18 protein-coding genes and 3 pseudogenes are annotated in these 24,739 nt (G+C 64.4%); 9 read left to right on the forward strand and 12 right to left on the reverse strand.

What is annotated here, in order from left to right:
- Positions 1-769: 769 nt before the first annotated feature.
- Positions 770-1,270, forward strand: a complete 501-nt coding sequence (locus ACFWBT_RS27320) for an ATP-binding protein (RefSeq protein WP_385705151.1) — start codon at positions 770-772, stop codon at positions 1,268-1,270.
- Positions 1,271-1,679: 409 nt separating this feature from the next.
- On the opposite strand, the gene ACFWBT_RS27325 is transcribed toward ACFWBT_RS27320, so the two are convergent.
- The 6 genes from ACFWBT_RS27325 to ACFWBT_RS27350 form a co-directional block, all read right to left on the reverse strand.
- Complete coding sequence (locus ACFWBT_RS27325; protein ID WP_385705120.1) at positions 1,680-2,975, reverse strand: TfuA-like protein; 1,296 nt, start codon at positions 2,973-2,975, stop codon at positions 1,680-1,682.
- Positions 2,976-3,103: 128 nt separating this feature from the next.
- Complete coding sequence (locus tag ACFWBT_RS27330; RefSeq protein ID WP_385705122.1) at positions 3,104-4,327, reverse strand: YcaO-like family protein; 1,224 nt, start codon at positions 4,325-4,327, stop codon at positions 3,104-3,106.
- 16 nt (positions 4,328-4,343) lie between these two features.
- Positions 4,344-4,490: a hypothetical protein gene (locus ACFWBT_RS27335; RefSeq protein WP_385705124.1), complete on the reverse strand. Its 147-nt coding sequence runs from the start codon at positions 4,488-4,490 to the stop codon at positions 4,344-4,346.
- Positions 4,491-5,584: 1,094 nt separating this feature from the next.
- The gene (locus ACFWBT_RS27340) at positions 5,585-6,721 is read right to left on the reverse strand and encodes an FAD-binding oxidoreductase (protein WP_385705126.1); all 1,137 of its coding nucleotides are present in this window, start codon (positions 6,719-6,721) and stop codon (positions 5,585-5,587) included.
- Between the two features lie 15 nt (positions 6,722-6,736).
- Entirely contained in the window at positions 6,737-8,224 is a 1,488-nt protein-coding gene (locus ACFWBT_RS27345) for a phytoene desaturase family protein (protein WP_385705128.1), read from the reverse strand.
- Positions 8,221-8,613 carry a nuclear transport factor 2 family protein gene (locus tag ACFWBT_RS27350; protein ID WP_385705130.1) on the reverse strand — a complete coding sequence of 131 codons (393 nt, stop codon included), beginning with the start codon at positions 8,611-8,613 and terminating at the stop codon, positions 8,221-8,223. The genes ACFWBT_RS27345 and ACFWBT_RS27350 overlap by 4 nt, the downstream gene beginning before the upstream one ends.
- Before the next feature lie 57 nt (positions 8,614-8,670).
- On the opposite strand from ACFWBT_RS27350, the gene ACFWBT_RS27355 reads away from it, so the two are divergent.
- Complete coding sequence (locus ACFWBT_RS27355; RefSeq protein WP_385705132.1) at positions 8,671-9,240, forward strand: PadR family transcriptional regulator; 570 nt, start codon at positions 8,671-8,673, stop codon at positions 9,238-9,240.
- 695 nt (positions 9,241-9,935) lie between these two features.
- On the opposite strand, the gene ACFWBT_RS27360 is transcribed toward ACFWBT_RS27355, so the two are convergent.
- Positions 9,936-10,397, reverse strand: coding sequence for a MarR family winged helix-turn-helix transcriptional regulator (locus ACFWBT_RS27360; RefSeq protein ID WP_385705135.1), 462 nt, complete (start codon positions 10,395-10,397; stop codon positions 9,936-9,938).
- Between the two features lie 65 nt (positions 10,398-10,462).
- Between ACFWBT_RS27360 and ACFWBT_RS27365 the strand changes: the two genes are divergently transcribed.
- Both ACFWBT_RS27365 and ACFWBT_RS27370 read left to right on the forward strand, forming a co-directional pair.
- The gene (locus ACFWBT_RS27365; protein ID WP_385705137.1) at positions 10,463-11,332 is read left to right on the forward strand and encodes an SDR family oxidoreductase; all 870 of its coding nucleotides are present in this window, start codon (positions 10,463-10,465) and stop codon (positions 11,330-11,332) included.
- Between the two features lie 1,051 nt (positions 11,333-12,383).
- A complete protein-coding gene (locus ACFWBT_RS27370) occupies positions 12,384-15,065 on the forward strand; it encodes an AAA family ATPase (protein ID WP_385705139.1) in 2,682 nt (893 codons plus the stop codon).
- Positions 15,066-15,144: 79 nt separating this feature from the next.
- Here ACFWBT_RS27370 and ACFWBT_RS27375 read toward each other — a convergent pair whose 3' ends face one another.
- Positions 15,145-16,062, reverse strand: coding sequence for a tetratricopeptide repeat protein (locus ACFWBT_RS27375; RefSeq protein WP_385705141.1), 918 nt, complete (start codon positions 16,060-16,062; stop codon positions 15,145-15,147).
- Positions 16,063-16,709: 647 nt separating this feature from the next.
- Here ACFWBT_RS27375 and ACFWBT_RS27380 point away from each other — a divergent pair.
- The 4 genes from ACFWBT_RS27380 (at position 16,710) to ACFWBT_RS27395 (ending at position 20,392) form a co-directional block, all read left to right on the forward strand.
- Positions 16,710-16,835 (forward strand): hypothetical protein, encoded by a 126-nt coding sequence (locus ACFWBT_RS27380; protein WP_385705143.1) that lies wholly within the window; start codon positions 16,710-16,712, stop codon positions 16,833-16,835.
- A gap of 150 nt (positions 16,836-16,985) precedes the next feature.
- Positions 16,986-18,269: a hypothetical protein gene (locus tag ACFWBT_RS27385; protein ID WP_385705145.1), complete on the forward strand. Its 1,284-nt coding sequence runs from the start codon at positions 16,986-16,988 to the stop codon at positions 18,267-18,269.
- A 261-nt stretch (positions 18,270-18,530) separates the two neighbouring features.
- The gene (locus ACFWBT_RS27390; RefSeq protein WP_385705147.1) at positions 18,531-18,872 is read left to right on the forward strand and encodes a hypothetical protein; all 342 of its coding nucleotides are present in this window, start codon (positions 18,531-18,533) and stop codon (positions 18,870-18,872) included.
- Positions 18,873-19,249: 377 nt separating this feature from the next.
- Positions 19,250-20,392 (forward strand): low temperature requirement protein A, encoded by a 1,143-nt coding sequence (locus ACFWBT_RS27395; RefSeq protein WP_385705149.1) that lies wholly within the window; start codon positions 19,250-19,252, stop codon positions 20,390-20,392.
- Positions 20,393-20,498: 106 nt separating this feature from the next.
- On the opposite strand, the gene ACFWBT_RS27400 is transcribed toward ACFWBT_RS27395, so the two are convergent.
- Positions 20,499-22,259, reverse strand: a complete 1,761-nt coding sequence (locus tag ACFWBT_RS27400; RefSeq protein WP_385705153.1) for an IS1182 family transposase — start codon at positions 22,257-22,259, stop codon at positions 20,499-20,501.
- A 193-nt stretch (positions 22,260-22,452) separates the two neighbouring features.
- Here ACFWBT_RS27400 and ACFWBT_RS27405 point away from each other — a divergent pair.
- A pseudogene (locus tag ACFWBT_RS27405) lies at positions 22,453-23,969 on the forward strand (ISL3 family transposase).
- A 62-nt stretch (positions 23,970-24,031) separates the two neighbouring features.
- Here ACFWBT_RS27405 and ACFWBT_RS27410 read toward each other — a convergent pair.
- The 3 genes and pseudogenes from ACFWBT_RS27410 to ACFWBT_RS27420 all read right to left on the reverse strand — a co-directional run.
- Positions 24,032-24,187, reverse strand: a pseudogene (locus ACFWBT_RS27410) (IS5/IS1182 family transposase); the annotation flags it as partial.
- A 21-nt stretch (positions 24,188-24,208) separates the two neighbouring features.
- A pseudogene (locus ACFWBT_RS27415) lies at positions 24,209-24,504 on the reverse strand (transposase); the annotation flags it as partial.
- A gap of 66 nt (positions 24,505-24,570) precedes the next feature.
- The coding region (locus tag ACFWBT_RS27420) for a transposase (protein ID WP_385705155.1) at positions 24,571-24,739 on the reverse strand (169 nt) is incomplete at its 5' end.

Raw genomic sequence — 24,739 nt, forward strand, 5'->3', positions numbered from 1 at the left:
TCACCACACCAACGACGAGGGGCTTCGTCACGTCACCACCACGCTGACCAGCCCATTTCATCCCCACGGCACAGGATGAAAGAGGCTCACTGAGCCGCTCCGAACATCAGGAGACGTAGAGTCTGATGCCTCGGCATCACGGTGTACACCCATGTCGAGTCAACTGAAGTGTCCACGGAGCGTGGCAGGTTGACGCCTGAGCTTGTTCTGCTTTGACGGACACCATCGGCGTGGTCAGGCAGGTGGTCGGCGGGGGGCCGGATAGAGCCAGCCCCCTTCAGTGGGGATGTAGGTGATGTCACCGCACCAGCGTGCGTCGAGGCCGTTCGCGCGGGGAGCGAGGTTGCGGACGGCGATGTCGGGCCGGGCGGCGGCCCGCAGGTCGGGGATCGTCGTCAGCCGGCGTCGTCTGCGGTGCCTGCCCTGCAGCCCGGTGTTGCGATCAGCCGGGCGACACGCTGGTGTCCGCAGCCCTCGCCCAGTCGTTGCAGGACGGCATGGATCCGCAGGACCGCTCATGAACCTCGGCATCAAGCCCAGTCGTCGTTGCAGGCGGGTGAGGTGGGGTGAGCGAAGACCGGTGAGCATCGCCTCATCCCCGGATGGTTGCAGAGTACGGCACGTGATTTCTAGGCATGGGTTGCTCATGCCCGTGGAGCCGATTCGACGGAGATTAATTACTGGAGGGATCGGATTCGCATCTCGCTCCGACTCTTCGGCAAGTGCCAGAGATCCACCAAAAGCAGCCGTCCATCCGGATGTGATCATCATGTACCTCGGCACCACGGACACCACGGACACGCACACAGCACCGGACACACCGCCCGGGACAGTCCGCCCGCCCGTCGGGCCGGTGCCGATTCCCTCCCCCCGGTCCCCTTCTTCTGGCGGCACGTGGCCCCTGGCCCACCACCCAACGGCGCCCAGGACAGCACGCCAGATCGTCGCTACCGTTCTCAAAGGCTGGCGCCTCGACGAACAGAGCGCCGACACTGTTCTGCTGGTCGTCTCGGAACTGGTCACCAACGCCATCGAACACGCACAGCCCCCGGTGGCCCTTCATCTCCACCGCGAGCACGTAGGCGATCGTGTCTGGGTCGGACTCACCGACGGCGGACCGGCTCCCACCCACGGCGCATGGACCACTACCTGCGCTCCCGAGGAACACGGTCGCGGACTCGACATCATCGACACCCTCGCGCACTCCCACGGCACCCACACACACAACACTGGAACCACACACTGGGCCCGCCTCACCATCCGTGGCTGACTCTCATCCGGCCCGGGGTAGGCGCGTTTGGGCCTACTCCGTGCAGTGTCTGGCTTCGTGCGACGCGAGGCCAGCAACTGCTGGGCTGCTAGCCCATCCTGGTCGACCTTATTCGCGGAGATGTGCAGTTCGGACCCTCGACGGGCGGCACCCTGTGGAGGAACCCTACGAGCTGAGGGACATCGACAAGCGAACTGACACTCCATGTGCGGGTTGCTGACCTCATGGCTGACGCGGGCCACCGAGAAAAGCGCAATGATCCGGCAACACTCCTTCCGCCCGCGGACCTCCTTTGCTGAAGTCACTGCCCATCTCGGCGCCACGCTCTCCTGGACGTCCCTCTCCGCCCATCACGACGGATGCAGCCCAAAGGCGTCGATTTTGAGGGAAACGGCGTGTAGCACGCACGCTACATCAAACGCAGTGGGGGTGCGTCCCTGCGAGCCTTGTCGTAGAGGTAGAAGTTGCGGGCACTGTCCAGGAAGTCGTCGATGGTCGCGAACCCTCGTTCCAGCACTGCGTCTTCCATGTCGTTCCGGCGCCACTTCTCAGCGAAATAGGCCAGAATGTTGTCCCCCTTCAACTGCGCGGGATGGAATGCCGGACGCTTTCTGAGCAACTCTTGATGATATCGTCGGCATTCGACCAGCTGTGCCTGGACTCGCGAGTAGGCTTCGGTGGCCTGCAGTGCCGCCAGGAACGGGTCGCCCCACAGCAATGCGGAGTGCGGGAACAATGCGCGGGCAGCCGCCTTGCAGCTGCGCACGATGGGCGCAAGAGATCCTTCCGCCGTAGTGCACCATCGGTCCAAGCCCGGGTCTCCTTGCGCACCTGGGTCAAGCAGGCCGAAACGTCGGAGCGCGGATATAGCATTCGTCTGTGCAGTCGGCTGCTGTTCCATAGGTTCGAGCCTCGGGTCAGCGAACAATGTGCCGCCGAGTTCACGCTCTCGGCAGGAGGATGCGAACAAATCGTCCATCGAGGCAGCATGAGTCGTCGCCAGCACACGCAGAGCCACTGCTTCACGGAAGGTGGCATAGTCGGCCGCCACGACCTGCGCCAGGCGGTGCACCTCCGTCTCGGTGATCCATCCCAGTTCCCGGACATGCCGACCTCGGGCCTGCGCCCTCCACTCCTGCAGGTAGGAGCTCGCGCAGAGTTGCCAGGCTGGCTTCGTTTCCTGCGCGGGTGCGTGCGTTGCCAGCACCGAAGCCAGCAGATTCAGGGCATCTACCCGCTTGAAGTCCGTTGCGTCGCGAAGCACACGAGCGACATCCCGGACACACTCCGTACCCAGTCCGGCTCGGCGGCCGGCATCGATCACGGCGTCACGGGTCCGCTCGACGAAGGGCAGCCGGGAGGAGGCCGACAGGAACGTGCTGGCGACGTCGGACGGCAACAGTCCTGCCGCCACTGCGTCGCCCAGGGCGTATCGCACGTTGACGAGTGCCTCGGTATAGACCTCGTAGTCTTCCTCTTCGGTTCCGTGCAGGAGGGCGACCTCGTCGTCCGCGGTGATCTCACCGCTCGCATAGTCGGCGAATATGCGCCCGTGCCCGACCATTCCGAAGGCAGTCAGCTCGGCAGCGCGAAGCGCCCCCATGCTGGCCGCGCCATGAACCTGCACGCCGGTTGCCAACAGATCGAGTATCTCCTTGTGCCTTACTGCCGGCCTGCGAAGGAAGAACCCGTCGACGATGGCCACGATGTCACCCGGGACGGCTTTCAGACGCAAAAGATCACCTGCGGCGACCGGAGGCAAGACGACTGCGCGTTCCTCGCACTGCTGCCTCATACGACGCGGAAGTGACGGTCCAACGAAGAGGTATACCGTCATCGAAAATCCCTCTGAATCGTCAGGCCTGGCGCAATGACTTGGACTACGGGTATGCCAATCTCCGGCCGTGTCAGATCCACCCAGAACACACCGGTCTCGGTCTGTTCGACCACCGCGTCGACAACCGTCTCCAGATCCTCGTCCAGCCCACAAGCACGCTCGAGTGCAGGCCTGTTACCAGAAAATGGGCGTGTGGGGCAGCCATTCACAAAGGGCATCCTCAGCCGTGCGCGTGAGGACACCCAGCCGTAGGCCTGTGCGTCCATGTCATCCCGGGTACCGGCGACCATGGTCAGGCGCGACTGCGCTGCTTCGGTCAGAGCTCTACACAGAGCAACGTCCGCGTCGACGTGGCAGCCAGCACCTCGGAATCGAATGGGGAGGTCCGCGGACCAGATCTGCGCCTCGTACACAGGCAGGACAGCCATAGGCGTGAGGTCATAGACACACACGTGGATGTCAGCGGCGGCGAAGAGTTCGAGTAGTTCGGCACCCCTCCCCGCGGTGACCGTGCCGAGATCCACTCGCAGTCCTGCGCGATCCTCTGCCGCACGGGCTCGTGCATCTCGTTCGATCACCTCGTACATTCCGTGGAGCAGTGCCTCTTCGACGGTGTTTCCGCTGGCCAGCCCGTTCGAGTTCGAACTGAGAAGCGGAGGGCTGTTCAGGCTTCCGGGGCCGGTGGCGTCCAGGAGGACGCAGTCCCGCGGAATCCACACGAGGGCTGTGCCGCAGACGGGCTGACCAGCCACCCATTGCAGCCTTGTGGCTGAGGAGACTATCGAGCGCGGTGGCATGGGCAGTTGCCGGACGGAATAGGGCAGGATTGGTTCCATTTCTGCGACGGATGCGGCCAGGCAGGGCAGCCTCATATTCTCCGCATGCCACGTCTCGATGGATTCCATGACCGCCGACACCTTGGCGAGTTCAGGAGTGATGCCTTTCCCTTGGGATACCGACAGCGTCGCCGCATTCGGGCGAACAGCTTGAAACACGGGTATTCCTATGACATCCAGCCCTGTCAAATCCGAGACACGAGTGATGCCCATGGTGCGAAGCAGGGGGGATACCCTGGCCCATGTCTCATGTGGAGGAACTGCTCGATGAGTCCCATCCGTCACTTGCTTTTCCAGAGGTCTCACGTCGCCCTCACTGACATAGCACTGCCATCGAGAGGGTGCCCCGGGTTCCGTGGCTGGGCAATGCACCACCCGGGGCACCCACTAGAGCCCGGTGTTAGTTACAGACCAGGATCTCGTTGTGGTTGAAGTTGATGGCCGCTTCCGCGGGCATCCACTCGAACTCCTCATCCACCTCGAAGTCAAGGAGCTGAAGACTGGCCTCGTCGAGCTCGACAGCAACGCTTTCCAGAGTGTCGTTCATGATCTCTCCACTGCAGAGAATGCCGTTTATAGCATTGATGTTGACGAGCGTCCCTCGCGTCATTGCGGTGGTCGTTCGCCTCGGACATTCATGAACCTAGGTCTGCAGGATCATCCTGCAATGAGCAATCCATGCTCAGCCGAGCGGGACCTCCACTGGAGGATCCCCTGACCGGTCGCACCCTCCATGGTCAAACCGACCGCAGGAGAGGGTGTGGCAAACCCGAGATCAGGCAGCCGCCGCCCGGACCACGGGCCGACAGATCAAACAAGGCAACCTGGGCCAGTTGTCCCACGGGGCAGACCCTGGCCCCGGACGGCGCCCCATGAGTCTCACAGTTGTCTCAGATCAGGACGATGGGCGCGCCGAGTTGGAGGTGGGCGCGGACGACGAGGTCACGGTAATTACTCCGGAGCTGTTGCGTCCTTCCCTCGATGTTTGCGGTGGCGGCGCGGCCGGTAGATCAGCCGGACGTTTCGCCCGGCATGCCGGTGGCTGTCGGCTTCGTACCCCCGGGGCAGCCGGCCGGCCATCCGGGAGTGGGCCGGTGGATCACCGCCGCCTGGTCGGGAAGTGTGACCGACCTCGGTAGTGCAGGGTGCAGGAAGTACTGCCCACCATCGTGACCGCTCGGGGGCAGCGACTGGGGAACTACGTCCACCATGCCCCCCGCCCGACACTGCGCGGCTGAAGGTCCTGACGGACGATTCGCTCGTCGTCCGGACCGCGTCTGTCTGACTCAACGAACTTGAGCAGATGCTGCGTCGGTCCATGCTCATGAGGGGCAGCGCGCGGGGGCCGGAGGCGCTGGGCCGTCGTCGAGACACCCGTTCGAGTAAGCCGTTCGGCCTGCGTGCGCTGGAGCACGCGTAGCGGGGCCGCGCAAAGCCCCGGGAATCGAACATACCCAGAACCCCCGTCGCCCTCCATCTTTACCGCGCCAGCCAAAGCGTCTGGGGCGGACTCACCGACGGCTGATCAGCCCCTGCCCGTGGACCACCGGCTGGACCCCCGACAAACACGACCGCGGACTCGACATCGTCAACGCCCGCGCCCACAGCACCTTCATGTGGTGAGGCAGTCGAGCCGCGTGTTCAGAGGTCGAGTTCGAGGTCGGTGAGGGGGTAGGCGACGCAGGAATGCGTGTAGCCGAACTTCTCGTCTGACAAGCGAAGTTGGGCCTCTTCAGCGTTGTGGACCCGGCCTTTACGGACACGGACGCGGCACAGGCTGCATTCGCCGGAGCGGCAGGCGGCTTCGGGCCGAATGTCCTGGTCCTCGAGGGCATCCAGGAGGGGACGATTGCGGGGAGTGCGAAAGCTTCCTGCGCGAGTGGTGACGGTGACCTCTTCAGCGGGGTCGATGCTGGAGGGCCAGTGAGGCTGGGTGGTGGGATCAGTGGGGGCACCGTTAGCCTCGAACCGGATGCGGCTGCGGGGGTGGCCGAGACCTGTGAGCTGGGCCAATGCGTAAGGATAGAGCGCTTGGGGGCCGCAAACGTAGACCATTCGATGGTCCAACGTACCCGCAAGCATGGTGAGGGTCCGTGACGTCAAGAGTCCTGTCGGTCCTGCCCACTCGCTGGACGGGGTGAGGATGACGTGGTCGACCCGGATGTAGGGGTGGTCGGCAGCGAGCGTTTCGAGCTCTGCCCTGAAGATCACATCGCCGATGTTGCGGGAGCCGTATATGAGATGGAATCGACGCTTGAGACTGTGGTCGACGATGTCTCGGATCATGCTCATCGCCGGAGCAACTCCGGAGCCTCCCGCAAGGAACACCACGTCGTCCCCGTGAAAGAGCGGGTTGTGGTGGAAGGTGCCCATCGGCCCGGTCGTCGTGAGGACGGCGCCGACGGTGAGCGTGTCGATGAGGTGGTTGCTGACGCGGCCGTGCGGGACCCGGCGGACGGTCAGGTCGTAGTGGTCGAGTCGGGCTGGGCTTGAGGAGATCGCGAACGGGCGGCTGGTGCGATCGACGAACACGTTGATGTACTGGCCCGCCAGGAACGGCGGCAGGTTGCCGCCGCCGGACCGCTGCAGGCGGAAGGTGCGGGTCGTCGCGGTCTCGGTGATCACTTCGGCGACGGTCAGGGTCAGACGCTTGGGGTGGAAGGCGTCGACCGTCAGGCGGGTTCGGGCCGGGTGGTCGCTGGTGTCGGCTGCGCGGGCTTCGAGTTCTTCCTGAATCTGTGCAGCGCCGTCGAATTGGTCGGCGAGGGGGTGTTTCATGGCGGTCTCCGATGGTCAGGCGGTCTTGGACCTCAGCAGGCGGCGGGCCACGCGGGCACCGGCTTCGAGGGTGGGTTGGAAGCCTCCGATGCCGGCCCAGGATCCGGCTAGGTGCAGGCCGGGGACGTGGGTGTGTCGTTCGCTGTCGCGGAATAGCCAGCCTTCGGTGGCGTCCTGGTCGTAGCCGTAGATCGCGCCGCCGGGGTGGCCGAGATAGCGCATCATCGTCATCGGGGTGGCGACATCGATCTCCTCGATCGTGTCGCGAATGCCCGGCGTCATGTGTTCGGCCACGTCCAGGAGGGTCTCGGCGTAGGCGAATTTGGTGCGCGCGTAGTCGGCGGGCTCGATCTTGTTCCACGCCTCGGCGTACTGCAGAGTCATCAGGCTGACGTGCGTTGCTCCGGACGGCGCGAACCCGATGGGTGCCACGTCGTAGGAGGACATGCAGATCCCGCGGGCCGGCTCGGCGAGCGAGGACCATCCGTCGTAGGTGCGGTCGTTGTCGGTGTCGAGGTTGACGAAGCTGGTGCTGGTGGTGAACCCGAGATCCTTTGGAGTGGTGTTCAGTCCCATGTGCAGAACGAACCCCGACACACCGATCCTGCGAGTGGCCAGGTCTCTGCGGACTGCGGACGGCACGGCGGAGGGCTCGAGCATGCCGTAGGTGACTGGAAGGGAGGCGTTGGAGACGACGTCGACGGCCGTGACGTCCTGTCCGTCATCAAGTCGGACACCGAACGCGCGTCCTCCGCTTGTGAGGATCTTTTCCACCGCGGTGTTGAACCGGGCCTGTCCACCGGCCTCCAGAAAGGAGTCCAGGATGGCCGTCGACATGGCCTGCGAGCCGCCGCGCACGTGCCAGGGCTTGAACTCGAGGTAGGCGAACAGAGTGAGGGCGAGGTCCTGGAAGCAGAGCTTGGACGGGGGCTGACCCAGGTAGGTCCAGTACATGCCGAGTACGTGTTTCAGTCCGTCGTGGTCGAAGTACTCGTCCAGCACGTCCTTGGCCGGGCGCAAGCCGTGGCCGAACAGCACCGGGTCGATACTTTCCCGTGGCATCCCGCGCATCGCAGCGATCTGCCAGAACGTGATGTCCTTCAGCAGCTGGAAGAATCGTGCGACCCGGTCGCGGTTGCCGGGAAACGCGACTTCGAGGGCATCGATGGCGCCGTCCCAGTCTGCGGGCAGGGTCACATCATGGTGGCCGGGCACGAGTGACCTGTACAGGTCGTGTTCCTGGATGAAATCCAGCTTGTCAGCCACGCCTAGGCTCTCGAACAGCCCCCGCAGGGAGTATTCCTGCCCTTGCGCCCCGACCCCGGAGAGCTGATGCAGGGCCGTCTCGAACTCGAACCGGCCACGCCGGAACGAGGTGCCGCACCCGCCGGGAACGTTGTGCCGTTCCACGAGGAGCGTTCGAACTCCGGCACGCTGCAGGGTGGTTGCCGCCGTGAGACCGGCGTTGCCCGCTCCTATGACGATCGCGTCGAAGTCGTTCATCCGGTCAGTGCCTCCTTCTGAATCCGGTCGAACTGCGCCCCCATGGCCTCGGCCAGGGCGGTGGCCGCCGACAGCGGCCTGACCATGACCATGAAGTCGTCGATCCTGCCGTCGTCGTCAACGTGCAGGAAGTCGCATCCGGTGACCTCCTTGCCATTGACGGTCGCCTGGAAGATCAACGCATGGTTTCTGCCGTTGGTGCTCTCGATCTCGCGGACGTAGTGGAAATCGGTGAAGACGCGGATGACGGCGCGCAGGATCGCCGCAGTGATCGCCTTGCCCTGGTAGGGCTTGAACGCCACCGGGCTGGTGAACACGACGTCTTCGGCGAGCAGCGCCTCGACCGCGTCGTGGTTGCGCGCTTCGACAGCTTCCCGGAACGGCTTCATGAAACTCTCCTACTATTCAATTCATTGACTAGAATGTTTGTAGAGTAAGGTGAGTGCATGGCATTGCGCAACGCGGTCCTGGCCGCGCTCCTGGAAGGCGAGGCATCGGGGTATGACTTGGCCAAGGGGTTCGACGCCTCGGTGGCCAACTTCTGGATGGCAACCCCGCAACAGCTCTACCGGGAGCTGGAGAGGATGGAGCAGGAGGGCCTGATCGCGGCACGTGTTGTCCAGCAGGCACGCAGACCCAACAAGCGGCTGTTCTCGCTCACCGAGGCCGGACTCGGCGCACTGCACGACTTCACCTCCGAACCCGCCAAGTCGGGTGCTATCCGGAACGAACTGATGGTGAAGGTCCAGGCCGTGGACGTCGGCGACGTCCCGGCCGTCCAGGCGGCACTCGCCCAACAACTCGAGCGGTCCAAGACGAAACTGGCCGGGTACGAAAGGCTCCGCACTCGCCTGCTCAACGGACGCACCGAAGGGGATCATCTAACCCACTCGGAACGAGTCGGTCCTTACCTGACCCTCCTGCGCGGCATCTCCTTCGAGCACGAGAACATTCACTGGGCCCAACTCGCCCTGACCGTTCTCGCACAGCGCGCCACCACAGGTGCGCAGACCTAGACCGGACACCTCTGGTTGGCAGACCTCAGGACCTCGGACGCAATCAGGAGCCGGGGAACAGCGACACAAATCCCTGTGCACCTGCTCGGCGGCCCTGCAAGGCGTCCGCGGCGAGGAGGTGCCGAGTATCAAATGCCCCGCTCCATAGACGGCAACACGTGCTTGGGTCAGCCACAAGGCATCCCCTGACCTCACTCACTCCAGACTGTGAACGCATCCCTTCAAGATCGCCGTTTCACCACATCGTCGGGATGACAGATCACCAGCACTGCGCAACCGGGCACACCCCGCCGGCCCGCGCTGCAACAGAAGCGACCGGCTGGCCCCGCCCGGGCCGGCAAGATCTCGGCCGCATCGATCAGATCTCCACCGCATCGCGAGCCGACACCACCTCATGGCCTCAGCCCATCCACCACGAGGCACCAGCCCGAGAGGCACACGCCGTGTCGACCGATATTGATCGAACGGAAGTACAGCCCGCCAGTACCGCCCGAGCCCCGAGCCGAATCGCGAAAGGCCCGGCCCTGCTCACGACATACGGCGAGCACGTCCCCCAGACGAGGCCAGACAGATCCCGGCGACTGGCCCCCAGAAGCCCACTCCGCGGTTTTCGCACGACGCGTGTCGACGTTGCAGGGAGCATGGATGCCCAGCGCCTTGGGTTAGCCACCCGCACCATGCCAGGCTGCGGACGGTCAGAAGTCCTGACTCGCCTTCAACTTGTGCCACACCGTGTTCAGCGCCTCGATGTCGCGATGATCCAGCACATCGGTGAAGACCGGCGCCAGGCAAGCGCGGCGTGTTGCATCAGCTTCTTCGAAGACACGACGACCCTCCTCCGTGAGGGACACCTCGACGGAACGGGCATCACGCGGAGACTGGGTGCGGGCGACCAGGCCACGGCTCTGGAGCGCATCGACCACGCGAGAAACCTGAGTACGGCTGAGCATCGTGCTGTTCCCGAGTACCGACGCCGACACGGGTTCGGTACTGGTGGCGAGCCACAGCATCACTTCGAACCAGGAAACCGGCAGATCGTGAGCCTTGGTCAGGGCACGGTCCAGGTGTTCGGTAAGGACGGTTCCGGCCCAGACGAGGCCGTAGAAGGCGTAGTCGGCCGGGGGCATCTCGGCCGGCGTGAGCTTCTTGGGCGGCATGGAACCCATCCTACCGCTTGCGTGTGTGCACACGGAATCATTAAGGTGTGTGTACACGCACCTTAATGGTGACCTCCCACGAAAGCGGACCCAGCGATATGTCTTCAAAAGTTGTCCTCATCACCGGAACTTCCTCAGGTATCGGCCTGGCCACCGCCATCGCAGCCGCCCGTGCCGGCTGGCAGACGGTAGCGACCTTGCGAGACACGGAGCGTGCAGGTGCCCTGCGCCAGGCTGCCGCAGATGCAGGAGTTGAACTCGACATCCGCAAGCTCGACGTCACCGACGAGCTTTCCGTCGCCACCGCCATCGAGAACCTCGTGAGCGACTACGGTCGTCTCGATGCAGTGGTCAACAACGCGGGTATCGGGCACCTGGGAACACTCGAGAACGACTCCATGGCCAGCGTGCGCGAAGTAATGGAGGTTAACTACTTCGGCACGCTCCAGGTCTCCAAGGACGCGCTGCCGCATCTGCGAGCCTCTAAGGGCCGCCTGATCACCGTCACCAGCGTTGGCGCAATCATCGGCCAGCCCTTCAACGAGGCCTACTGCGCGGCCAAGTTTGCCGTCGAGGGCTACATGGAGAGCCTGGCGCCGGTGGCGGCCGAGTTGGGCGTGACCGTCTCAGTCGTCGAACCGGGTGCCGTGGCGACCGAGTTCGTCAACAATGTCGGCGTCGACCTGGACGATGAGGTCGCCAAGGCCGGACCATACGCCGATGTTCTGCGAGTTTGGCTGAAGGTGCTCTTCGGGCTCCTCGATGAAGCACAGTCTCCCGCAGAGGTCGCTGACACGGTGCTGACCGCGCTGACCTCGGAGCGGCCTCCCTTCCGTCTTCTGACCTCCGACTGGGGCCAGAAGACCGCCAGCATCAAACTCTCCGATGTTGACGGCTCAGCAGTGCAGGCCCTCGCCAGCGGATGGCTGAAGTAGCCCCACCCCGGCAACAGGCAGTCCCGCTTCCTCCTCCGCCCATCCAGGGCTGGGGAGGGCAGAACCGTAGGACCGGCGGCCTCGCTCCAGCCCTCACCGGACGGCCGGTACAGCGGCCGGGTCCCCTTCAACGCTGCCCCTGCACCTACCGGTATCCCCGCTGGACTTAAGGGCGGGCAGGGATACCGTTCCCCGCAGACACCGACACCTCGAACCGGGTCCTCCACCCCGCTTCACTCTGATCGATCGCTGACGCACACGGCCAGCAGTTACCGCCGGGCCGAACGCCACAAAGTCTTGAATTCACCGCCAAAGCGTCCATCGACAGGCTACATACGAGCCGCACAAACAGCGGGAAAGCCGTCAGGGTTTCACGGAAGCCGCTTGCCCTTCCCTGCAAGACCTACCGCCTCACCAGCAGCTACGCGGCAGGAACCCGGCGTACGCGGCTTGCCCGGCAGGCGAGGCACGCACCAACTGTCGGAGCCCGTCCCACCGAAACTCCTTCTTCTTCCGTACACGATTCGAGACAGTGCGTTCACGCCGACCGGTTCCACCGTCACCCCAAGGCCCCTACATTGGGTTCAAAGTGGCGGATCGGCAAAGGTTCGTCCCTCACAGCGCAGGCATGCTCACCACGCAACCGACACCCGGGGGCCATGCGTACGCCACAGAGGCAGCAGCTGCCACGGCGACGATCTTTTCATGCCTCAGCGGGCAAGGAGGTGAGAGGCAAAGATCACCTTGCAGGCACACCTGTCCACAAAGAGGCTGCGACGCTCTGGTTCTCGCTACACCGCTACAGCGCCCGCGCCGCAACCAAGCAGGCGACCGCGGTCACGGCAGATGCTCTGCTGTGTCGAGAAGCATCCGATTGTGCCGAGCTTCCCTCGAAGGCTCTGTCCGTGATGGTTGTGCCGCAGCGAGAGCCAGCCGCTTCCGTGCCCGGGGTTCCACCGCCAGCCTCTCATCTCGGGGGCACCAGTTCGCCGAAGCGATACCGCCCATCAACTAGAACATTCTACAGATCGCACGGAAGTAGAATCGATCCATGACAGTCCAGCGGAATGTCGCAGACGCATGGCCTTTTACCGGGCGCGCTGCGGAGCTTGATCTCTTCCGTCACAGCCTCGAGTCGAATCTTTGTGCAATTCTCATCCATGGCACCCAGGGGGTCGGGAAAACGCGGCTGGGCGAGGAGTTCCTCAGTGTTGCGAAGGCCGCAGGCTTCAGCACTCTTCGCCTGGATTCCATTCCTGGCAACTCGCATATCCCTCTCAGTCCGCTGAGCCCCTTGGTGCCGCACGAGCTCGTCGCAGGCATCGTGACCTCACCCGAAGACATCGGTGCAGGGCTGCACATGCTCGAGCTCTTCAAGCAGGTGAAGCTGTCCGTCCAGAAGATCTCAGGCAGCACACGGCTTGTGATTCTCGTTGACGACTTGCACCGGTTGGACCAGCTGTCGCTCGTTGTTCTCTCGCAGCTCCTCGACGGCGGTTTGATCTTCCTGGTGTCCACTGTTCCCCAGGGTGAACCAGTTCCGGACGCCGTACCGGCCCTGTGGTCCCGGGACCGGTCGATGCGCGTCGACCTTCACCCTCTGGACGAGGCCGAGTTCCAAAGCCTGCTGGTGAGGTTGCTCGACGGCCCAGTCGGCGAAATGACTGTGGATCAGATCTGGAGGGCGTGTCAGGGAAACCTGACGTATCTGCGGGAATTGCTTGTCGTCTCCCTTCAGAAAAGAAAGCTTTTCGATCAGGACGGAATGTGGCTGCTGGCTGGCCATCTGGAACCCGGGGATTCCTTGACCGACTTGGTGAAAAATCGACTGCAAGAGGCAGGACAAGAAGCACAGGAAGTGTTGGACCGCCTGGCCCTGTGCGAACCGCTCGGAGTGGACGAGTTGGCCATCGAAGGACGGGACAGACACCTACTGATCCAGACCATTGAACGACTGGAGCGCTCCGGGTTGCTCTGTGTCGCCGTCGCGGATCGCCGTCATCAGCTTCGGTTGTCTCATCCTATGCACGGCAACGTCATCCGCTCTCTCATGCAACCGGACACAACCAAAGCAATCCTTGCGCAGCAGGCGACACGACTGGAGTCGCTGGGAGCTCGCCGCAGCGAGGACGTGCTTCGCATCGCAACGTGGCGTTTGGAGGCATCGGGGACAGCCGACCCGGCCTTGCTGCTGCGTGCAGCCAGGCTGGCCCGGCTGGAGTTCGACTTCCCCTCTGTGGAACGTCTGGCACGGGGCATCCTGCGCACCGAGGAGAATGTGGAAGGCGCACTTCTGCTGGCCGAGGCACTGACGAGCCAGGGGCTGGTGGACGCAGCCGGGGAATCGCTGGCCGCCGCAGCAACAGGGGCAGCCACAGGGGCCGTCAAGACGCAGGCCGTCCTCGCCGCATCTTATGGTCTCTACTGGGAGCTCCTCGAACTGGAGGCGTCGGATGTGAAGCTTGCCGAGGCGTTCGCGTCCCTCTCCGGCAGGGAACAGGCAGAAATCGCCGCCGGCCAGGCAACGAACCAGTTCTTCAGCGGCCGGATCGGCGAAGCCCTGCGCACTCTTGCGGCAACGCCCCACCCCAACCCGGCCGGATCACCGCTGAGAACCCTTGCCGATGTGGGCGCGCACTGTGTACATGGCGATGTCGCAAAGGCGCAGGCTCTACTGGATGCGTCGGAGTCCTATCGGCGCGCGCAGCCCAAGAGTTTCGTGTTCTTCCTGCACCCCGGCACTGACTATCTACTCAATGCCTATGTCCTGGCCGAAAGCGGCGACCTGGAACAGGCCTGCGCGGCCCTGCGGAAGTCGGTGACGGCAGCCATTACCGACCATGTTCCTTATGCTTTGGCAACATTTGAGGCGTTCCTCGGCCATCTGTTGCTTCAGCGCGGGCGCCTGCGCGCCGCAGTGCGCTGGTATCGGGACGTTGTCGGATTGGCGCAGCGGCATCACCAGGCCCCGAAGCGCATGGCCCTGACCGGTATGGCAGTGGCTTATGGACAGTTGGGGGACGCCGACTCCGCACGTCAGCGGCTGAGGGAAGCCGAACTGCTCCAGCCGACCGTGGACTGGGACGGTCTGAACGCGAAGGCGCACGCCTGGACAAGAGCGGCGAGCGGCGACATCGATACTGCGGTGGCTCATCTGCGGGCGGAAGCAGGTAAGGCCTGCGATCGGGGCCAATTGGCCGTGGCCGCCGCGCTACTGCACGATATGGTCCGCCTCGGAGATCCAGAGCCCGCCGTTGACGAGCTGGCGGCGCTGGCTGCTCGCTGCAACAGCCCCATGGTCCACGCCCGTGCTGCACATGCCTCTGCCGCAGCGAACGGGGATCCCGCGGCTCTGAGCGATGCCGCAGCGTGGTTCGAGGAGGCCGGCGCACTGCTGGTTGCCGCTGAGGCGGCAACCCAGGCATGCACCGCCTATCGGACCTCCGGGCAGGAGCGCAGGGCAACAGCTGAGGCCAATCGTGCGGCCCGGCTGATCAGCCGTTGCGAGGGCGCCAGCACTCCCGGAATCCCCAGATCTGAGACCGTCGCCTCCCTGACGGGCCGCGAGCGTGAGGTTGCAGAGCTGGTACGCAGCGGTCTGACCAGTGCGGAGGCAGCTGCCAAGCTTCATCTTTCGGTGCGAACGATCAATAATCACCTGCAGAAGGTGTACGGCAAGCTGGGCATCGCCGGGCGGGGCGAACTCGGTGCTGTGCTCACATGGCAGGATTGAAGGTTCAGTCATTGGAACGGTGGCGGGGGTTACTGCCACCTCACCGCAGAGCGGGAACAGCCCCTACAGGCGCCCGAATTCACTGCACGACCGTCGAAGACTCAACCCCGGCGCGGGCCGCCATCAGGACGGGATGGCCAGGTGCAACAGCCGGCTCCAGGACATCGACGGCGCGCCGATACAGAGCCAGCGCCTGCGCGGCCTCGCCCGCATCACGGTGCAATGCGGCCAAGTTGACGACAGTCACCGCACACTCGGGATGGCCAGGACCCAGCACACGTTCCTTTGCCCTCAACGCCCGCTCGTAGCCCACACGGGCGGCGTCAAGGTCGCCCGAACGATGCGCGAGTGCTGCCAGGTTGTGCCAAGTGATGGCTGTCTCGTAGTGCTCCTCCCCGTACATCTGCAGATAGGCGTCGAGTGTGCGCTGCAGAATCTCTCGTGCCTGTTGGTAGCGGCCCAGCCCCTCCAGGAGAGCCGCCCATGCGGCACGGTCAGCCGCGGTGTGCGGGTGGTCCGGTCCCATCAGTCTCTCGCGGATCACGACGGAGCGGCGTGCCCAGGGCTCCCCCCGAGCATGCTCCCCCTGAGCATGCAGAAGCCCGCCGATGTTGTGACACACAGCTGCCACACTGGCATGCCAAGGGCCGTGAAGTTCCTCAAGTATTGCCAGGGACCGACGGTAAAGTGCCTCGGCCAGCTCGAACGTGCCGGCGTATTTGCCGACCATGGCCCACGCGTTGCATATGGCGGCGACTTCTGTGGAGCGCGGACCGTATTCGGTCTCGGCGGAGGCCAGGGTCAGCCGCAGGAGCAGTCCCGCGCGGCGGTATTGCCCCTCTTTCTGCCACGCCTGCGCCAGAGCCAACTGCGCGCGGATCCGTGATCGGCTGTCCCCGTGAACTCGGGCCCGCGATACAGAGCGGCGCAGCGCGGCCTCGTCTGCGCCAGGGATGCGTTTCGCCTGCTCTGACCATGTGTCAGCGGAGCGGTTCACGTGGTCCCCTCAGTTGCGTCGGCGTGCTGGGCAGAGGGCAACTTCCATCGGAGCCCCTATCCGTTGCCGGATCGCGGGTAGCCACGGTGGACCGGGGCTATGCGATACCGAAGCCGCAATGGTCAGGAACGGCCTGCAGGTGATGGTGCGGGTGGGGAAGAGACGTGCGCGGAGCACGCTCCGGCTCGGTGAACATCCACCGCCACGCGCTTTCATGTCTGCCTGGACGGTCACGAATCTAGACATCTGGTACCCGCTCCGCCTGAGCAATCAATGCTCGGATCGCCGGACGAGGGCCGCGATCGGATCAGGAGCTCCTCGGATGGGACCGATCCTGTGCCTGGCATCGGGCCCGGCCTGTGCTGCAGGCGGAAGATGCATCCGGTGCCGCCCAGGGAAGTGCCTGGCTGGACGGTGACGAGCAGAATCAGCGCCCGACCGTCCGCGCCCCGGCGGCCCTGTTCTTCTCCGGGGCACGGGCGTTACCGAGGACTCTGGAGTTGAGTACAAAATACTCAGTGAATCGACGGTGACGAGTGAAAAACTTCCTAAGCGTGGGAATGCAGTCGCGGAAAATCCACGCCTGCATCCCGCACATCAAGGTTCAAACGAAGCCCTATGGGCAACACGGCCAAAGGAGGCCAGTCATGAACTCTATCGACGAGAATGTCGTCATCGTCGACTTTGAAGAGGATTTCGATGATGAGAGTGAGACGGGAGCATACGCTGCCGCGATCATTCCGAACCACAATGAAATCCTGATCTCTGGCTGATCCGGACAGATTTGAAGAAACCCCGGCCTGCGGATCATTCATTGCCGCCAGGTCGGGGTTTCCTCTTAAAGGAAAGAGGACACCATGGGAGTGGCAGACATTCAGGCGAGAGTGGAAGATTTCACGACAGTCAGCCATTCAATGGAAATAATGGATGCACTCGACGGCTTCTTCATAGCCGAAAAGCGCTCTCAGACACTCGACGGCTCTATTCCGGTCAGGGCGTCACAGGGCTGCAAGCCGTTCCTCGAAGGCAACGGTGCCGGCGTGCAACTGAGGCTCGCTCCTACCATGATCCTGGAAGCCTCCCGGCCGCCGAGACTCCGGACGAGTCGTGACGTCAAGGAACGCATCAGCGCGCTGCACGCCGCTGCACTTCCCCGGCTGATTGCCGCCGGAGTCCTTGAGCAGGACGGGTACTGGCACCGGCTCCTCAAGCAGGGCTTCATGTGGACGGCGGACGGAGAGATCCACATCTGGACGGGCCTGCTGGCCCGTGCCGCGCCAGGTAGTTGCATCCTCCTGGGGCCGGCGTTCAACAGGCGATGCCGCATCCATGTCGGCGAATCGGTCATTGCCGACGATACAAAGTTCGTCCCGCTGGTCCTCCGTCTCGACCCCCTGTCGATCAACACGGCGACCGCACTCAACCGCGGAGAGCTGGCATGCCTCACTCCGCTGCTCGCCAAGACATCCCTCCGCACGGAACGCATCCGCGCCAACCCGGCCCTCGTGACAGAATTCGACGAATTCTACGACCCGGAATACACGACGCGACGCGAGGGAAGGAAACAAACAGGAAAGTACCGCCGACTCGTCCAAGGAGAACGGTCGGATTCATGGGTAAACCAGGAAAGCCGCATCATCGATCTCGGTGGACCGGAATGCTTCACCATAAGAAGCTTCAGCGAATTCGTAACGTCTACTGGACCGGCTGAAGGTCACCCCTATCAGGAGACGCTTTCCTACGCCGACGTCCGTACCATATGCAGAATCAATGGACGCTATGACGGATCTTACGTTTCCGGACCGTTCGTCAAAATAGATCGCCCTGCACGGAAGCTGGCCGCACTCTGGGACGATGTGGGAGCAAACCTGTCGGGTACCGCTCTCAAACTCCTCACCAATTACGCAAACCGCGTGGCCGATCAACTGCAGGAACCCCACATCACCGTCGTTCCTTGGCTCTTCGTAGCCACTCCGAGCGGCTGGTCCACGCTCATCGATGGCTACTCTGCGCGTCACTTGGAAGGGCTGCGCGGCATCATCTCAACCGACCTTTACCCCTTCAACCCTGCCCCTGTCATGCGGGTTGACGGCCCCGGCGGATTCGCCCTGCCGAAGGGAGCACCCCTGGCTCGGATCCTCCCGGTGCCGCGCGCACTGCTACACGCTCCGGTCAAGCGGGTCAGCTCTCCGACCGCAGATACCTGAGGTCAGCTCACTTGGCCGGCTGACGGCAGCAAATGAGAGTGCAGGCGACTCCGGCGACGGACCACGAAGTGGTCGGCCTCTCGTTCCTAGCGACGGTGGAGTCCGCAACAGCTTGAGAACCATGCCCCGGCGCGTTCGACAGCATCGGAGTCAGCCCAGCCGCTTCGATGACTCGATTCCCTTGCCGACGAATAGCCGTAGTCCCGAAAACCGGTCCAAGCAACCAGATCGGGCTCCGGATGCGGAACTGGATGTGATTTCATGAGCATGGAAAATATGCGTCTCACTACCCCAGCCGGCCAGGCGGTAGGCGAGGACGTACTTACGGCACTGACTTACGCGCTCTTCTGTACGTCACTGGAACCAAGCAGCCACCCGGCACTGAACCGTATCAGGGGCGCGGTGCTCCATAAACTCGGCACCGATCTCAACGGCGCGTGCATCCGCCATGTCGCGCAGGAGGCAGGAGACAACCCGCTGCGCTACGCGGAACGGATGGCATGGTGTCGCCAGATGGTCCTGCTCACCTTCTTCGACTCTCCAGCTCCGAGCCAACACAGTCGCGTACCGACGACGCATCACAGCTCCGCAACTGCCGCCTAACTAGTGGCCTGCGCCGGAAATCTCTTCGTAGTTGTCGTGCGCTGCCGATGCCAGACCTCGCCCGCCGACCAGGCGCGCCGCCGTTGCCGGCACCGCTGGAACTCTCTACGAACTTCCGGCGCAGGACACTAGCAACCCTTGCGCACATTCGGGATTCCTGGCGCGCATGGTCTGCGATCCGCTTCCCGGCCGCCTCTGCGTCAGGCGGATCGTGGGCGAGGGTTCGGCTGACTGCGCTGCACCCGCGCCTGGCGGCCCGGCGCAGGCCGACGGCACTGCAGGTGCCGCCGAGACAGAGGACACGAGGACGAGGACTGCAATTGAGCCTATACACGCCCCGGCGACGCAGACTGCGCACTCAAGCGGCAACGGGCGCAGTGACATCGATCGAGCTCTTCTTCGATCTCGTCTTCGTCTTCGTCATCACTCAGGTCACGCACCACATCGAGTCGCATCCTGGCTTGCCAGGTCTGCTCCACGCCCTGCTGCCCCTGGCCGTGGTGTGGTGGATGTTCCTGGGGTTCAGCTGGCTCACCAATGCTGTCCGCCCGGATGCCGCGGCAGTTCGGCTTCTGCTGGCTTTGGCGATGATGGCGTTCTTCATCATGGGCCTGGATCTGCCCTTTGCCTTCGACACCGACGGTGTTGCCTTCCCGCTCGCCTACCTGGCGGCAGTTGGCATCCACTGTCTGCTCTTCCTGTCCGCTGACCGAGCATCCGCCCAGCGCGCGATCGTGCGCACCGTGCCGTTCAACACTGCCGCCGGGTTGCTCGTCCTGGCAGCCCCCCGCCTGCCTGGCCCTGGCGTCTGGCTGTGCTGGAGCACCGCCATCCTTGTACTCGCTCTTTCACCGATCCTCGGAGGTGTGCGCGGCTTCGTCATCGAGCCCCACCACTTCGTCGAACGGCACGGCCTCATCATCATCCTCGTCCTGGGTGAATCCGTGATCGCGATCGGCATGGGCGCGCAGGGAGCAGCGGTCGGCCTCACTCTGGCTTTCGGAGTGACCTTGGGCATCGCCATAGCCGCAAGTCTCTGGTGGATCTATTTCAACGGAGACGAAGACCGCGCCGCCACCACGCTTGAAAGGGCCCCCGATCGCCGCCGGGAGCTCTTGGCCATGTACCCCTTCGGTTTCGGTCACCTGGTCATGGTCATCGGCGTCATCCTCATCGCCGCAGGCATTACCGATGCCATCCACCACTTCGCTCACCATGCCAATCCGTGGTGGCTCGGCTGCGGCACCACGATCTTTCTACTGGGCCACGCCGGATACCGAGCCGTGCTCGGCACCGGACCCACCGCTGAGCGCCTTCTTGGTGCTACGGCCTCCCTTCCATTTGGCTTTGCGACTGCCTTCGCGGGATGGGCCGCTGCCACTGCCACAGCTCTTGTGCTGGCCACGGTCGCCGCCGCCGACCACTTCCGCACCCAACGTGGTGCGTCTGGACTTCGCGCAGGCAGTCATCAGAGCCATACTCTCCAGGGATCGGACCAGCCTGCGGACGCTGCGCTATGAGTCAAAGTGGGGCGCAGGCAGCGGTCTTCTTTCGGGATGTCCGTGACAGCGACGGTTGGGGACTGTCCAATGAACGGCTCTGGCCCGGGGATGCTGTTGGTGATCTTCAGAGGGTCAGGGTTCGGCAGAGTCGCTTGAATCGGCTGGCCGGACGGGGCTGGCATGGCGGGAAAGTATCCGGCGGAAAGTGTCCGCTCAGTCTGATGATGTTCGTTCCGGCGGCGGTGAGAACGTGCTGGACGTGTGTCTTGGCCATGCCCCGGTAGCGGCAACGCCGCAGTCCGTGGGCATGGACGGTTTCGGAGACGGTGGCTTCGCAGCCGGCCCGGATCGCATAGTGCTGCCGCCACTGGACAGTGTCCTGCTCGCGTCGGATCCGGGTCTGGATCTCCTGCAGGTGCTGGGGCAGCAAGATGATGTGCCGGCTGCGGTCTTCTGCAGTGCCCGTGCATTCCTGCCGGGCCTCGCAGACCCGGCAGGCGGGCTTGGGGAACAGCACGGACAGCCGTTCATGCCCGTCACCCCGCGTCGCCTTCCAGGGATGACTGGTCACCCCGCGGGGGCAGGTGAGGGTGCGGGCCTCCCAATCAGGGGTGAAGTCGGCCTTGGTGAAGCCGGGATGCTCACGGGCCCTCGGGTCGGCCCGAACCGGACCGGTCAGTACCACCCGGTGGGCGCGGGCGGCCCGGTCGATGGATTCGGGAGTGATGTATCCGGCATCGACGAAATGCTCCAGGTCCGTGAACCCCTGCCGGGCCAGGTCCTGATGGATCTGTTCGAGGGCGTCGATGTCCTGCTCGGGCGCCGGCCGGGTGGTGACCTGCACGATCACGTGCGGACCGTCACCACAGGTTTCGCTCTGGTGATCGCGGTAGCCGATCCACTCCTTCTTTCCGGACGCGGTGAGCTTCTGGCTGTAGTGAGCCTCGGCGTCATAGGGAGAGATGATCTCCATGCTGGCCCACGGAACACTGGCTTTCTCCGGGTCCGGCCTTCCCGCCGCTTCGGGACGCGAAGCGGCTCTGCGCGGCATGTTGCGCCTGCTCAACCGGTCCTTGGTGGACTTCGGTCCCCGCCACCGCTGCCGCCCCGAGCTGTCGAACCAGTACTGCTGCACCCACACTCGCCGCAGAATTTCCACCTGCGGCAAACCCCGCAGCCGCGGCGGGGCCTGATCGCTGAAAACGGCCCTCAGCAGCCGCATTCCGTCTGCACCGACCTGCAGCGCGTACTCCTCCAAGGCCGCCTTGCCCTTGGGAAGTCGATGGTAGATGGCCGGACGTCCATACCGGTCCGCCCAATCAGCTGTGATCAACGGCGCCAGCCACTGCTCATCCGCCAGAGCCAATTGCTCCAGAGCGGCCCGCAGTGTCTCGGTGACCAACTCCGCCCGGTTCAGCTTGCGAACGGCAGCGAGTACATGCGTGGAGTCCGTGCGCACCGCACCACGCCGCTTGACCAGGCCCGCAGCGACCAGGTGGTCGACCATCACGGCCAGCAGCCGATCCGCCCGATCTCCTTGGGCCATGCGGTCCCGGAACTCGCTGAGCACGGAATGGTCAAAGCCCGAATCATCCAGCTCGAGGCCCAGACAGTACTTCCAGTCCAACCGGCAGCGGACCGCCTCGGCGGCCTGCCGATCAGTGAGGTTCTCCGCGTACTGCAGCACCGACACCATCGCCAGACGAGCCGGCGACAACCCCCGCCGCCCATCAGCCGGATACCAATCGGCGAAATGCTCATCGGTGAACAACTCGTCCAACCGGTCACGCACCCACATGGCCGCCGTGCCCCGCGGATTGCTCGCCCGCGCCATCCGCACCGTCAACGACGGAATCATCCGCCCCGAACCTGAACCCATCGACATCGCGGCCACCCCTCCGACCGCTCGAACCACCCCGCCCAGACCAGCGCAGCACACCGCACCGATCCACAGGCCAACCACGACATGACTTCACCGAAACGAATGAAGATCACCAACAGCATCTAGTCGGTGGTGACGCCGGGGAGCCTCCCTTGATCATGATCTTGTGGTGGATATCAACTCCCTTACGGGGACGGTGTTTTCCGGGCTTTCGGCGCTGGTCGTCGAGGATGTGGCGGACGGCGGTGACGCGGTGGTGGTCTCGGCCCGGCCCCGGGACGTGGCGGTGCCGTGCCCGGTGTGCGGGACGCCGACGGCGAAGGTGCACGGTTATCACCGCCGAACGGTGAGGGACGTGCCGGTCGACGGCCGGCAGGTCGTCGACCACCTACGCGTACGGCGGCTGGTCTGTCCGGCTCTGGGCTGCCGGCGCCAGACCTTCCACGAGCAGATTCCCGGACTGCTGGAGTGCCGTCAGCGCCGCACGGTGCGTCTTGTCGGGCAGATATCCCAGGTGGCGCGGGAGTTATGCGGCCGGGCGGCCGCACGCCTGGCCGGCCTGCTGGCCGTGCCCGCTTCCCGGAGTACCGCACTGCGTCATCTGCGGCGCCTGCCGCTGCCTCAGCAGGCCATCCCGCGGGTGATCGGCGTGGACGATTTCGCCCTGCGCCGCCACCGCTACGCCACGATCATCACGGATACCGAGACCGGCCGACGCGTGGCGGTCCTGCCCGACCGCGAGGCGGCCACCCTGGAGTCCTGGCTGCGCGAACACCCTGGTGTCAAGGTCGTGTGCCGGGACGGCTCGGCCACCTACGCCGAGGCCGTCCGCCGAGCCTTGCCCGACGCGGTGCAGGTCAGCGACCGATGGCACCTCTGGCGAAATCTCTGCGACAAAGTCCAGCTCAAGGTCCGCACCCACGCCGGATGCTGGGCCACCATCAACCCGCCCCGCCCCGCCCCGCCCCGGCGGAGTACGCGAGCAGACCACCCGCGAACGCTGGAACAAGATCCACGACCTCCTCGGCCAGGGCGCCGGCCTGCTCGACTGCGCCCGCCGCCTGGGCCTGGCCCTGAACACCGTCAAACGCTACGCCCGCATGCCTGAACCCCAGGCCCTGCGCATCGCCCCCGCCTACCGGCCCACCCTCGTCGCCCCCTACCGCGAGCATCTGTGTCGGCGCCGTGCCGAGGATCCTGCCGTCCCGGTCACCCATCTCCTCGCAGAGATCCGGGAGTTGGGCTACACCGGCAGCGCCAACCTGCTGGTCCGCTACTCAACCAGGGCCGCGCCGAAGGCGACCGCCCCGTCACCACCCCACCCCATGTCACGCCGGCCGCCTCCTGCTCACCGACCCCGAAACCCTGCGCCCGAAGGAAACGACCCTGCTGGAGAAGATCACAACGGCCTGCCCGGAGATGACCGCACTCGCCGATCTCGTACACGGCTTCGCCACTCTACTGAAACCGGCCGAGGGCAACGACATGAAACTCACCGAGTGGATCACAACCGCCCGGGCCATCAACCTTCCTCACCTGCGCAGCTTCACCAACAGTCTCGAAATCGACCGGTCCGCCGTGAACGCCGGCCTCACCCTGCCCTACCACAACGGCCGCACCGAAGGCATCAACACCCACACCAAGAGAATCATGAGACAGATGCACGGACGCACCGGATTCGACCTCCTCCGCCACCGCATCCTCCTGCCCTGACCGCTACCCGGCATCACCACCGACTACGGGCCACAGCCGTACTTCTTACAGTCCCGTCCGGTGCCATGCGGGATTTCGCGGCGGACGATCGCGGGCAGGATGACGCCAGCGAGGACCAGCGAGTCCGGCTTGCGGCAGGGACGGCCGACCCGGCCGCGGACTGGTGGGATCGCGACGAGCAAGGCAAGCAACTGAGTGACGTCGTTGCGATTGCTCGTCCAGATCCCAAACGGGACTTCGTGCAGCCGCTGCCAGACGCCGGCCTCGTTCCCGTCCCGCAGCCTGCGCCAGCACGGTATGCCCGAGCCGAAGCCTAGCTCCTGAGGCGGTATCCCTCACTGGGTCCCGGTGTGCGGCACCTACAGGATCCCGCGCACCACCTCCCTGCCCGGCACCAGCTTGCGGTCCGGATTCCCGAAGCGCCGTTCACGATGCGGCAACAGCGGCTCAAGCCGGCCCCACCTCCATCCGGCACGATCCACGGTGACGCCCCACCTCGGAATCGAACGCTCAACTCTCGTCCTAGACATGGTATTCAGGACCAATCCACCTCGTTGTGTTAAAGAGCGTTTTGTCCCGGTGAGGTTGTTTGGTTCGAGGTTCAGGCGTCGCGCCAGTTGGGGGTGGATTCGCGGGTGAGTCTGCGGCTTATGAGGTCGATCATCGCGATGTGGATTATGGCTTCGGAGCGGTGGGGGTGGGTTTCGTAGTCGCGGGCCAGCCGGCGGTGGTGCATGAGCCAGCCAAAGGTGCGCTCGACGATCCAGCGC

The sequence above is a fragment of the Streptomyces sp. NPDC060027 genome, from assembly GCF_042737005.1.
Taxonomy (GTDB): Bacteria; Actinomycetota; Actinomycetes; order Streptomycetales; family Streptomycetaceae; genus Streptomyces.